Below are 12,724 nucleotides of genomic sequence, written 5' to 3' on the forward strand. Positions count from 1 at the left end.
CGGCCGGCCCGCGCGGTGCGCGGCCGCTTCGCACCACCATGAGACTCAAGGCAAAGATCTTCCTTCTGGCCATCGTGCCGTTCCTGCTCGCGATCGCCGGCATCGGTTTCGGCGTGCGCCAGCAGGCGACGTCCCTCGCGCGCACGCAGCACGCGACGATCCAGGCCGCGTACATGTCGAGCAAGGAGGTCGAGCTCAAGCACTACGTCGAGCTCGCGACGAGCGCGATCATGCCGCTCTACGACGCGAGCGGCCGCAACGCGCGCGACGACGCGCTGCTGCGCACGCAGGCGCTCGCGATGCTGCAGAAGATGGATTTCGGCCCGGACGGTTACTTCTTCGTGTACGACCTGCACGGCAATTCCCTGATGCATCCGCGCGAGCCCGAGCGTGTCGGCCACAACTACTGGTCGATGCGCGACCCGCAGGGCGCGCTGACGATCCAGAAGCTGATCGGCGCGGCGTCGAGCGGCGGCGGCTACGTGCGCTACGCGTGGCAGCGGCCGTCGACGGGCCGCGTCGCGCCGAAGCTGGGCTACGTCATCGCGCTCGAACGCTGGGGCTGGATGGTCGGCACCGGCATCTATCTCGACGATGTCGACACCGCGCTGCAGCGCATCGACGCGCGCGCGTCCGCGAACATCGAGCGCACGATGAGCTGGCTCACCGCGATCGCGCTCACGGGGGCGGCCGCGATCGCCGTGTGCGCGCTGGTGCTGAACGTCAGCGAGTCGCGCAGCGCCGACGCGAAGCTCAAGCTGCTCGCGCAGCGCGTCGTCGAATCGCAGGAACAGGAGCGGGCGCGGCTGTCACGCGAGCTGCATGACGGGATCAGCCAGATGATGGTATCGGCGAAGCTGATGCTCGAATCCGCGCTCGCGCGCTTCGAACGCGGCACCGCGCGCATGCCCGAGGCCGAGCAGGCGCTGACATCGGGCGTCGTGCGGCTCGGCGACACGCTGCGTGAAGTGCGGCGCATCTCGCATGCGCTGCGCCCCGCGATGCTCGACGATCTCGGCCTCGCGGCGGCGCTCGAGCAGCTGGTGCGCGAGCTCGGCGCCGAAAGCGGCATCGACATCGGTTACACGCAGGTCGCGCACAGCGGCGCCCGGCCGCTGCCCGCGGCGGTCAACACCGCGCTGTTCCGGATCGCGCAGGAAGCGTTGAGCAACATCGTGCATCATGCGCGGGCGTCGCGCGCGGCCGTCACGCTCGACGTCGGCGCGCAATCCGTCACGCTGACCATCGCCGACAACGGCTGCGGCTTCGACGCCGAACGCTCGCAGGCCGACGTGCGCCACGGCATCGGCCTGCGCAACATGCGCGAGCGCCTCGACGCGCTCGGCGGCACGCTGACGATCACGTCGCAGGTCGGCCACACGATCGTCGCCGCGCGCGTGCCGCTGCCCGGCGCCGCGTCATGACGCGCCCCATCACAGGAGACCTTTCACGCATGAGCGCCCCCGACACCGCCCGGCCCGTCGCCCGACTGCTGCTCGTCGACGATCACCCGCTCGTGCGCGACGGCTTGCGGATGCGGCTCGAAGCGGCCGACCTGTCCGTGGTCGGCGAAGCCGGCAACGCCGACGAGGCGCTCGCGCTCGCCGCGTCGCTCGAACCCGATCTCGCGCTGATGGACATCGGCATGAACGGCATGAACGGCATCACGCTCGCGGGCGTGTTTCACGAACGCTTTCCGGGCATCCGCGTGCTGATGCTGTCGATGCACGACAACGTCGAATACGTGACGCAAGCCGTGCGCGCCGGCGCGAGCGGCTACCTGCTGAAGGATTCGCCCGCGAGCGAGATCGTGCGCGCGATCGGCACGGTGCTGGCGGGCCAGACGTTCTTCAGCGAAGGGCTCGCCGCGCGAATGATCCACGCGAGCACGACCGCGTCGCCGCTCGACCGGCTCACGCCGCGCGAACGCGACATCCTCGACGCGCTGGCTGAAGGGCTGTCGAGCAAGCAGATCGCGCAGCAGACGGGGCTGTCGGTGCGCACGGTCGAGACGCACCGGCTCAACCTGAAGCGCAAGCTGGAGATCGAGGGGCAGGCCGAGCTGATCAAGTTCGCGGTCGAGCATCGGCGAAGGTAGGTCGGCACCGCGATCTGCCGCAAAAGGCTCGGCTGGCAAGCCGCATCATTCCGGCCGTGAAGACGTCACACACGCCGCCGCCGCGCGCCCCGATTGCTTCTTCGTTTCACGCCGCATCTTCAGCATCACCGCAACACCCACACTGAGGATTCCGGAACACAGGACCGCGATCGAAAAACCGTGCGCCATCGCATCCCGATACGCGCCAAGCAGCGCCGGCTGTCCCGCTGCAAACACATGCTCCATCACCGCCTGCCGCGCCAGCGTATCCGCTTGCGCGCTGCCGGCCGCTTGCATCGCGGCCGTCATCCGGTGCAGCGCACCGACGCTCATCATGCTGCCGAGCACCGCGATGCCCATGCTCATCCCCGTCTGGCGCAACGCGTTCATCGTCGCCGACGCCATGCCCGCGCGTTCGGCCGGCGCGAGTTCCATCACGGTCATGCCGGTCGCGGGCACCGCGAGCCCCATGCCGACCCCGAGCACCGCCAGCGCGATGCCGACGGGCACATACGGCGTTCCCGCACCGAAGCCCGCCATGACCGCGAGCATCGCGCCGACCAGGCCATACCCGGCCACCATCAGCCCGTGCAACGGAATGCGCGCCGCGATGCGCCCGAACAGCATCGACGTGACCGCCGTCATCACGAACTGCGGCATCAGTTGCCAGCCGGCGGCGGCGGGCGTGCGCCCCTGCGCCTGCTGCAGGAACAGCGACAGGAAGAACAGGCTGCTGTACCCCGAGAACCCGAGCACGAACGACGCGAGATTGGCGCGCACCAGCCGCCGGTCGCGAAACAGCCAGACCGGCAGCAGCGGCCGCTCGACGCGCGTTTCGACACGCACGAACACGACGAACGCCACCGCGGCGCCCGCGAGCGGCACGATCACCTTCACGTGCGACGCGCCGGCTTCGCCGATGCCGATCAGCCCGTAGGTGAGCAACCCGAGCCAGACCACGCTCAGCGCCTGGCCGAGCGGGTCGAACGCCGCGTGCTGCGGATGCCGGCGCTCCGGAATGCCCCACGCGCCGAGCAGCACGGTCACGATGCCGATCGGCACGTTGACGAGGAAGATGTCCTGCCATCCGCCATGCTCGACGAGCAGGCCCCCCGCCAGCGGCCCGAGGATCAGCGCGAGTGCGCTGAACGCGGACCATCCGCCGATCGCGCGGGCGCGCTCGCGCGCATCGGGAAACGCATGCGTGAGGATCGGCATCGCGCCCGGTATCAGCAACGCGCCGGCGAGCCCCTGGATCGCGCGCCCGATCAGCAGCGGCTCGAGCCGGCTCGCGCATGCGCAGACCACCGACCCGGCCGTGAACAGGACCACGCTGGCGAGCCACACGCGCTTGTGTCCGTAGCGATCGCCGAGCGGGCCGGCCGACAGCATGAACGCCGACAGCGCGAGCGCGTACGCGTTGACGACCCACTGAAGGCCGCCGATGTCGGTATCGAGCGCCGTCTGCAGCGTCGGCAACGCGACGTTGACGATGCTGATGTCGAGCGTGGCGAGAAAGGTGCCGAGACAGGCGGCCAGGACGAGTGCGGCGCGACGGTAGCGAGGCATGGCGGTCGGCCCTTCAGGGGCACGAAGATGAGAATGATTCGCATCATATATATCGACTGACCGTCGGTCAATGAATTGCGTTGGCCGTGAACGGGGCGCTGGCCTAAACTGCGGGCTTTGCACGAACGGGCGTCGAGCCGCGCGATGACGGACAGGACAAAGGCAGGAATCACGACAGGAAAGGACGACGCGCCGGCGGGCAAGCTGCCGCGCACGAAGCCGGCGGAAGTGCGCCTCGAGGAGCTGATGGCCGCGGCCGAGAGGCTGTTCCTCGCGCAGGGCGTGGAAGCGACGACCATCAGCGAGATCGTCGAGCACGCGCAGGTGGCGAAGGGCACGTTCTACCACTACTTCGAATCGAAATCCGACATGCTCGCCGCGCTCGCGCAGCGCTACACGGCGTCGTTCCTCGACCGTTTGCAGCACGCCGTGGACGCGTGCGACGCCGACGACTGGCTCGCGCGCCTGCGCGCGTGGATCCGCGCCAACATCGAAACCTACGCGGCGACCTACCGCACGCACGACATCGTCTACGCGAATCACCATCACCACGATCGCGCGAATGCCGACAAGAACGCGATCCTCGAACAGCTCGGCGAGATCCTCGACGGCGGCGCACGGGCCGGCACGTGGCGGCTCGCGCACCCGCAGGTCACCGCGCTGCTGATCTATGCGGGCGTGCACGGCGCGACCGACCACATCATCGCGGCGCCGGAAACGGATCGCACCGCGTTCGTCGACGCGGTGGTCGACGATTGCCTGCGGATGCTCGGCGCCGGCACCTGACGCACGGCAACGAACCAGGCACCCGAGGGCGAATGCCGTTCAGTCACGCTGAACGGCATTTTTCATTGGTGCCACCGCGAAGTGACAATTGTTCATCTTACGAATTGTTGACGCCAGTAGGATTCGTTCTGTCCAAGTGTAACCAAGCCGAAAACATAATATTCGGCCGTGTGATGCCTTTTCGGGTCGCCGTTGGATGTCGCGTCGCGCTGTCAACGGATATCGCGTCGGCGTCGTATCACCATCCAGATCGATTCTTTCTGAAACCAAAACATGCAAACCAAACTCATTACCGCCGTGTTGTTCGTGGCTGCAGCCACTGCGTCGCAAATCGCATCCGCAGCCGACGGCACAATCACGTTCAACGGCAGCGTTACCGCGCAAACCTGCACGATCAACGGCAACGGCAGCGGCTCGAACAACTTCAATGTGCCGCTGCAATCGGTGGCGACCAGCGCGCTGGCCGCCGCAGGCCAGTGGGCCAACCGCACGCCCTTCAACATCGCGCTGACGGCCTGCACGCCGGCGTCGGGCAACGTCCACACCTACTTCGAACCGGGCCCGACGGTCGACACCGCCACCGGCAACCTGATCCTGGCCGCCGGCGGCGCGACCAACGTCGAGATCCAGCTGCTGAACGGCGACGGCACCTATTCGCCTATCAAGATCGGCGCAGCTGACGCCTCGCAAAACTCGAAGTCAGTCGCAATCAGCTCGACCGGCACCGCCACGCTGAACTACTACGCGCAGTACTTCGCAACCGGCGCTGCAACGGCAGGCGCGGCGACGTCGAGCGTGATGTACTCGCTCGTTTATCAGTAACCAATCACTTAGTTATACATAGCAAGATCGGGCGGAGCGACACGACGTCGCTCCGTCCCTCGTGCTCGCTACCTGCATCGATCTCCATCATGAAGCTTCGAAACACCCTCCGGCGCGCGATCGCCACCGCATGCGCCGCATGGCTCGGCTACCTGGCAACGCCCGCCGATGCATCGGTGGTGATCGGTGGCACGCGCGTAATCTATGCCGCGAGCGAATCCGAGGTCACGCTCAAGCTGTCGAACGCCGGCCAGTCGCCCGCGCTCGTGCAGTCGTGGGTCGATACAGGTGACGTGCGCGGCGCGCCGTCCACGACCAAGGTGCCCTTCACCGTCACGCCGCCGATCTCGCGGATCGATCCGTCCAAATCGCAGACGCTGCGCATCGTCTACACCGGCGAACCCATGCCGCAGGATCACGAGTCGGTGTTCTGGCTCAACGTGCTCGAGGTGCCGCCCAAGCCGAGCGCGGCGGACGCGGACATGAACCGTATCCAGCTCGCATTCCGTTCGCGCATCAAGCTGTTCTATCGTCCGGAAAAACTCGCGGGTTCATCGGCCGATGCGCCGGCGCAGCTCACCTGGCGGCTCACACAGGCCGACGGCAAGCCGGCCATCGAGGCGCACAACCCGACGCCGTTCCATGTGTCGCTGACCACGATCAGCGTGCAGTCGGGCGGACGCAGCGCAATCTTCGACGATGGCGGCATGGTCGGGCCGGGCGAGACGCGCGCCTTCCCGCTGAAAGGCGATGTGCCCGGCTCGGCCGGCGCCAGCGTGCGTTACACGACGCTGAACGACTACGGCGGCTCGGTCATCGGCGAGACGCCATTGCGGTCAGACACCGCCGCACCGTCGCGATGATGCGCGACTGACTCTCTTCCATTGCGCGAGGCGCGGGTAGCGCGCCACGTCCTTTCCACAGCAAGACCAAGCATGCCCGCCCGGGCAGGGCGGAGGCTTGCTCACGCTCGGGTGCCTATCGTGATCCAACGTCTTTCGAGTTTGCCGCCATTCGTGCGCTGGCGCCCGCGCCCGTGCTTCCTGCTCGCGCTGTCGGTGTTCGCGTCGACTGGCACGATGGCGCAGACCACAAGCGCCACACAGGTGGCGGAAGTCCAGTTCGACGACCTGTTCCTGCAGCGCCCGGGCGGCACGCGGGTGGACGTCAGTCGCTTCGAAAAAGGCAATGCCGCGGCGCCGGGTTCGTATCGCGCCGACCTGTACGTCAACACGAACTGGATCGGTCGTACCGCGATCACGCTGCGCCAGGTGGGCGACAGCCGAAACAACGTCCAGCCCTGCTTCGATCGCGAGCTGCTGCAGCAGGTCGGGGTGGATCTCGCGAAGCTGTCGCCCGAAGCGACGCTCATGTTGACGGACTCGAACCATGCCTGCGCGACGATCGGCATGCTGGTGCCGGACGCCGTCGCCACTTTCGACAATGGCGAGCAGCGGCTCGACGTCAGCATCCCGCAGGCCTCGTTGAGCCGCGCGGCGCGCGGCTACGTGGATCCGCGCTACTGGGACGAGGGCGTGCCGGCTGCGCTGCTGTCGTACAACGGCAACATCTACCGCGCCGACAACCAGGGCGCCTCGTCGACCCAGGCCTACCTGGGCCTGACCGCCGGCCTGAACGTCGGGCCCTGGCGCTTCCGCCACAACGGCAACACCACCTACGACACGCACGGCGGCACACACTACCAAAGCGTGCAGACCAGCCTGCAGCGCTCGATCGCGCGCCTGAAGGCGCAACTCGTGATCGGCGACGCGTTCACCGACGGCACGATGTTCGACAGCGTGGGCTTTCGCGGCGTGCGGATCGCCAGCGACGAGCGCATGTATCCGGAATCGCAACGCGGCTATGCGCCGACCATCCACGGCATCGCCAACAGCAATGCGCTGGTGCAGGTGCGCCAGAACGGCAACATCATCTACAGCGCCACCGTCGCGACCGGCCCGTTCGAGATCGACGATCTCTATGCGACCGGTTATGGCGGCGACCTCGACGTCATCGTGACCGAAGCCGACGGCAGCATCCACACCTTCAAGGTGCCGTATGCGTCGGCCGTCAGTTCGCTGCGGCCCGGCATCACGCGTTTCAGCGTGACGGCCGGCCAGTACCGCAGTCCGCTGCTGTCGAGCAAGCCCGCGCTGTTCCAGGCGACCGTACAGCACGGTTTCACCAACCTGATCACCGGCTACGGCGGCATGACGGCCGCGCCCGGCTACCTGGCAGGCCTGGCCGGCGTCGCGCTCAACACCGGGCTGGGCTCGTTCGCGCTGGACATCACGCAGGCCAACACCGATCTGCCCGGCCTGGGCACACGCCACGGCCAGAGCGTGAAGCTCTCGTACAGCAAGCTGATCAGTCCGACCAATACCAATATCGCGGTGGCCGCCTATCGTTATTCGAGCAGCGGTTACCTGGGCCTGCAGGACGCCATGCAGTTGCGCAGCCAGCAGACCGGCGGCGTGAACGGCCTGCTGTCGGGCGGCGTGCGTCGCGGTCAGTTCCAGGTCATGCTGAACCAGGGCCTGCCGGAAGGCTGGGGCTCGTTCTACCTGTCCGGCTCGACCGTCAATTACTGGAATCGCAGCGGCAACGACACGCAGTTCCAGGCCGGCTACAGCAACAATTTCCGGCGCATCAACTACGGCGTGTCGGTCGCGCGCCAATTCGACGCGACGCAAAACCGCTGGGACAACCGCTTCATGCTGAACGTGTCGATCCCGCTGAACCTCGGCTCGCGCACGTTGTACTCGTCGACCAGCCTGCAACACGACAGCCATGGCGCAACCCTGGTCCAGCAGTCGCTGACCGGCTCGCTCGGCATCGACAACGCGCTCAGCTATGGCGTGAACGTCGGCCATACCCGCGGCAGCGGCACCGGGGCGACCGCCAACGTCGGCGGCAACGTGTCCTACATGTCGCCGTATGCGACCTTGTCGGGCAACGCTTCGAAGGGCACCGGCTTTACGCAGTACGGCGGCGGCATCTCGGGCGGTATGGTGGCCTATGCCGGCGGCGTGGCCTTCACGCCGACCATGGGCGAGACGATGGCGATCGTCGAGGCCAAGGACGCAAACGGCGCACGCGTGACGGCCGGCAGCGGCCTGCGCATCGATCGGTTCGGTCATGCACTGGTGTCGACCCTGACGCCGTTCTCGACCAACGAGGTGGAAATCGATCCGAAGGGCGTGCCGATGAGCGTCGAGCTCAAATCCAGCGCGCAGCACGTCGCGCCGACCGCGGGTGCGGTGGTGCGGCTGAAGTACGAGACCGAGGGCGGCGGACGCGCGGTAATCATGCGCGCGCGCATGGCCGATGGTGAGCCGGTTCCGTTCGGCGCGGAGGTGAGCGATACGGCGGGGCAGAACGTCGGCACCGTCGCGCAGGATGGCCGCGTCGTGCTGCGCGGCGTGAAGACGGATACCGGCACGCTGAAGGTGAAGTGGGGCGACACGGATGGCGATCACTGTTCGCTCTCCTACACGCTGCCAACGGAAAACAAGACGAGCAAGCAACGCTGGATCGACGCGGAGGCGGTATGCACGAAATGAGCGCAGCGGATGCGATGAACCCGGGAAAGAAGATGAACAAGAACGAAAAACCGGCCGCGACGCGCCGGCAGGCGAAATCGGCGCGCGGCTGGGGCCGCGTGGTGTTCTGGCTGCTCGCGCTGGTAGCGTTGATGCCTGGCCTGGGTTCGCGTGCCGCGTTTGCGCAGAGCGCCAGTTGCACGGGCACGGCGCAGACGGTGACGATCTCGATGCCGGCTTCGGTGACGATCCCGCGCGACGCCGCGATCGGTACGGTACTGACTGCCTGGGCCAGTACTCCGGCCACCACCAACTTCTATAGTTGCACCGTGTCGGGTTCTGCATTCTCGGGTATGGCCTTCGAAGCGTTGTCGATGACCAAGGCCGGCATGACGGTGGCCGGGCCGAATGGTGTCGCCTATACGGTCTGGAATACCAATGTGCCAGGCGTCGGTGTCGCGATCGGCGTGCGTTCCTATGCGAACGGTTGCGGATGGCAGCCATGGGACGATCTCGGCACGCCGAGGCCGCCGCTACCCAGCCCTTGGGCTGGGTGGGCCTGTAACCTGAACGGTACGAGCAGTTTGGTCAACAACGGCGGCCAGGTTCAGGTGGCGCTGGTCAAGACCGGCGCCATCACGGCGGGCACGGTGACGGGCGGCGTGCTGTTCGAGGGAGCGCCCTCGACGGGGGGAGCAAACATCAACGGCCCGTTTGCGGTCTCCGCTTCGAGCCACGTGTCGTATTCGCTGACCTCGACCATCGTCAACGTCGCGGCGTGCACCACGCCGAACGTGACGGTCAGCATGGGCTCGCCCATGCAGTCGGAATTCACGGGCATCGGCTCGACCAACAAGCAGGCCGTCTCGTTCAACGTGGCGGTCAACGCCTGCCCGACAGGCCTGAACTCGATCCAGTACCAGTTCATCCCGGTCAATGCCGTCCTCGACAGCACCAACGGCGTGCTGGCGCTGTCGAGCGGTTCGACGGCCACCGGTATCGGCCTGCAACTGAAGGACGGCAACGGCAACGCGCTGAAATACAACACGCAGTACACGCTGACGAGCTACAGCAAATCGACCGGCGGCTCCTACACGATCCCGCTCACGGCCAGGTACTACCAGACGGCCGCGAAGGTCACAGCCGGCAGCGCAAACGCCGTGCTGACCTTCACCATGACGTATCAGTAAGTCGCGCACAGCGAACCTCGATGTGCGCGGAGGCGGCCTGGACTTGCGCGGTCACGCCCGGACGTGCGGACGCGTCGGTCGTTCGACCGCTCACCACGCCCCAGGGTAAATAAACAAGGGCGCCCGAGGGCGCCCTTCATGCATCCGGATTCCGAACCGCGCGGCGGCGGTCAGTTCGTCCGCGAATTGTGTTTCTGCAGATACGCGATCAGGCCGTCGATCCCGCCCGATGCGAGCTGGCTCTTGAACTGGCCCTGGTAGACCTGGATCAGCCACGCGCCCGACATGTCGATGTCGTAGATCTTCCAGTCGTTGCCGACCTTGCCGAGACGATAGCCGACCGACTGGCTGTCGCCTGGCGTCGTGACCGTCGACTGCACGAGCGCGTCGGCGCCCGACGCGCCGCCGGCCTTGAACGAGAACTTCGCGTCCTGGCTGCCGAGCTGCGCGAGCGACGCGGCGTAGGTGCGCGTCATCAGCAGCTTGAACTGCTTGTAAAGCTCCTGCTGCTGTTGCGGCGTGGCCTGCTTCCACGCGTCGCCGACCGCGATGCGGGTCGTGCGCTCGAAGTTGGTCGCGGGCAGGAAGCGCTGCTCGACGACCGCCGAGACCTTCGCCATGTCCCCACCGCGCGCGGCCGGATCGGCCTTCATCGCGTTGACGGTACCTTCGACCGCATTGCGGACGATATCGACCGGCGCGCTCTGCGCAAAAGCGGAAACCGACACGGCGGCCGCCGCGACGAAAGCAAACAGATGACGTTTCATACGAATATCGCTCGATGAGAAAAAACGACCGGTTCATTGCACCGGCCGACGAAGCAAAGTATACCGGGCCCGACGCCTCGGTGCGCCGCCGTGACCGACTGTTACCTTTCAGGTTCCTTTGTCACAGGCGGGCGGCGGCGCGACGACGCAGCGCGGCGCCGATTATGTAAATATCCCCTTACAAACCGGCGAGCCATCGGTATCGATTCCGCCGTCGCGAACAAATCTCCTTCCCGCCCCGAAACCCCCAACGTCACGACCGCCGCCACGCCGCGCCGGTATACTTGGCTACTTTGCCCTTGCCAGCCGCTCCCCACCGCCACATGGTGACATCTCTCATCGTCCGACTCGTTGCATGGTCGGTGCGCCGCCCCGTCTGGGTCGTCGTCCTGTCGCTCGTCATCGCCGCGCTCAGCGGCGTCTATGTCGCGCAGCATTTCAAGATCAACACCGACATCAGCAAGCTCGTCGATGCCGAGCCGCAATGGGCCGCCCTCGGCCAGGCCGTCGACAAGGCGTTCCCGCAACGCAACGGCACGATCCTCGCAGTCGTCGAGGCGCCGGCGCCCGAATTCGCGAACGCCGCCGCGCATGCGCTGACCGAAGCGCTGCGCAAGGATGCCGACGCCGGCCGCATCGGCCAGGTCGCCGAGCCCGGCGGCGGGCCGTTCTTCGAGCACAACGGGCTGCTGTTCCTGTCGCCGCAGGAGGTCACGGATACCACCTCGCAGCTCGCGAGCGCGCGCCCGCTCGTCAACGAACTCGCGAAGAACCCGAGCCTGACCGGGCTCGCGACCACACTCTCCACCACGCTCGGCCAGCCGCTCCTGACCGGCCAGGTGAAACTGCCCGCGATGGCGAAGCTGCTCGCACGCAGCGCCGCGACGGTCGACGACGTGCTGGCCGGCAAGCCGGCCGCGTTCTCGTGGCGCGCGCTGGTCGACAACGATGCCGCGCGGCAGCCCGCGCGCGCGTTCGTCACCGTGCAGCCGGTGGTCAACTACGGCGCGCTGAAGGCCGGCGCGGAAACCAGCCAGGTGATCCGCGACGCGGCCCGTTCGCTCGACCTCGAGAAGCGCTACGGCGCTGCCGTGCGCCTGACCGGCGAACAGCCGCTCGCCGACGACGAATTCGCGTCCGTCGAAGATGGCGCGGCGCTCAATGGCGCGCTCACGCTGCTCGCCGTGCTCGTCATCCTGTGGCTGGCGCTGCGCTCGAAGCGGATGATCGGCTCGGTACTCGTCACGCTGTTCGTCGGCCTCGTCGTGACCGCCGCGCTCGGCCTCGCGATGGTCGGCTCGCTGAACATGATCTCGGTCGCGTTCATGGTGCTGTTCGTCGGCCTCGGCGTCGATTTCTCGATCCAGTACGGCGTGAAATACCGCGAGGAGCGCTTCCGCGATCCGCGCATCGATCACGCGCTGATCGGCGCCGCGCACTCGATGGGCATGCCGCTCGCGCTGGCCACCGCGGCCGTCGCGGCGAGCTTCTTCTCGTTCATTCCCACCGCCTATCGCGGCGTGTCCGAACTCGGCCTGATCGCGGGCGTCGGGATGTTCGTCGCGCTGCTGACCACGATCACGCTGCTGCCGGCGCTGCTGCGCCTGTTCGCGCCGCCGGGCGAATCGAAGACGCCGGGCTTCCCGTGGCTCGCGCCGGTCGACGACTACCTCGATCGCCATCGCAAGCCGATCCTGATCGGCACGCTCGTGGTCGTGATCGGCGCGCTGCCGCTGCTCGCGTTCCTCCACTTCGACTTCAACCCGCTGCACCTGAAGGATCCGCACAGCGAATCGATGGCGACACTGCTTGCGCTGAAGGATTCGCCGGAAGCCGCCGTCAACGACGTCACGCTGCTCGCGCCGTCGCTCGCCGATGCCGACGCGGCCGCGAAGCGCCTCGACGCACTGCCTGAAGTCGGCCGCACGACCACGCTGTCGACCTTCATCC

10 protein-coding genes are annotated in these 12,724 nt (G+C 67.0%); 8 read left to right on the forward strand and 2 right to left on the reverse strand.

The window, feature by feature from the left end:
• Positions 1-38 precede the first annotated feature (38 nt).
• Both ABY44_RS01760 and ABY44_RS01765 read left to right on the forward strand, forming a co-directional pair.
• Positions 39-1,424, forward strand: a complete 1,386-nt coding sequence (locus ABY44_RS01760; RefSeq protein ID WP_027790219.1) for a cache domain-containing protein — start codon at positions 39-41, stop codon at positions 1,422-1,424.
• A gap of 29 nt (positions 1,425-1,453) precedes the next feature.
• Complete coding sequence (locus ABY44_RS01765; protein ID WP_027790218.1) at positions 1,454-2,098, forward strand: response regulator; 645 nt, start codon at positions 1,454-1,456, stop codon at positions 2,096-2,098.
• A 45-nt stretch (positions 2,099-2,143) separates the two neighbouring features.
• Here the strand turns inward: ABY44_RS01765 and ABY44_RS01770 are convergent, their stop codons facing one another.
• On the reverse strand, positions 2,144-3,667 hold the full coding sequence (locus tag ABY44_RS01770) for an MFS transporter (RefSeq protein WP_431640786.1): 1,524 nt from the start codon (positions 3,665-3,667) through the stop codon (positions 2,144-2,146).
• Positions 3,668-3,811: 144 nt separating this feature from the next.
• Here ABY44_RS01770 and ABY44_RS01775 point away from each other — a divergent pair, with 144 nt between their 5' ends.
• From ABY44_RS01775 to ABY44_RS01795, 5 genes are all read left to right on the forward strand, one after another.
• Complete coding sequence (locus ABY44_RS01775; RefSeq protein ID WP_060174091.1) at positions 3,812-4,453, forward strand: TetR/AcrR family transcriptional regulator; 642 nt, start codon at positions 3,812-3,814, stop codon at positions 4,451-4,453.
• A gap of 273 nt (positions 4,454-4,726) precedes the next feature.
• Positions 4,727-5,275 carry a fimbrial protein gene (locus ABY44_RS01780; RefSeq protein WP_027790215.1) on the forward strand — a complete coding sequence of 183 codons (549 nt, stop codon included), beginning with the start codon at positions 4,727-4,729 and terminating at the stop codon, positions 5,273-5,275.
• An 89-nt stretch (positions 5,276-5,364) separates the two neighbouring features.
• Positions 5,365-6,138, forward strand: a complete 774-nt coding sequence (locus tag ABY44_RS01785; protein ID WP_060174092.1) for a fimbria/pilus periplasmic chaperone — start codon at positions 5,365-5,367, stop codon at positions 6,136-6,138.
• A 72-nt stretch (positions 6,139-6,210) separates the two neighbouring features.
• A complete protein-coding gene (locus tag ABY44_RS01790; RefSeq protein ID WP_060174093.1) occupies positions 6,211-8,838 on the forward strand; it encodes a fimbria/pilus outer membrane usher protein in 2,628 nt (875 codons plus the stop codon).
• A 32-nt stretch (positions 8,839-8,870) separates the two neighbouring features.
• Positions 8,871-10,007: a fimbrial protein gene (locus tag ABY44_RS01795; protein ID WP_230948864.1), complete on the forward strand. Its 1,137-nt coding sequence runs from the start codon at positions 8,871-8,873 to the stop codon at positions 10,005-10,007.
• Positions 10,008-10,177: 170 nt separating this feature from the next.
• On the opposite strand, the gene ABY44_RS01800 is transcribed toward ABY44_RS01795, so the two are convergent.
• The gene (locus ABY44_RS01800) at positions 10,178-10,774 is read right to left on the reverse strand and encodes an MlaC/ttg2D family ABC transporter substrate-binding protein (protein ID WP_027790211.1); all 597 of its coding nucleotides are present in this window, start codon (positions 10,772-10,774) and stop codon (positions 10,178-10,180) included.
• A 323-nt stretch (positions 10,775-11,097) separates the two neighbouring features.
• Between ABY44_RS01800 and ABY44_RS01805 the strand changes: the two genes are divergently transcribed.
• A partial coding sequence (locus ABY44_RS01805) for an MMPL family transporter (RefSeq protein WP_431640788.1) occupies positions 11,098-12,724 on the forward strand: 1,627 nt, incomplete at its 3' end.

The sequence above is a fragment of the Burkholderia sp. ZZQ-2 genome (genome assembly GCF_050768715.1).
GTDB lineage: Bacteria > Pseudomonadota > Gammaproteobacteria > Burkholderiales > Burkholderiaceae > Burkholderia > Burkholderia cepacia.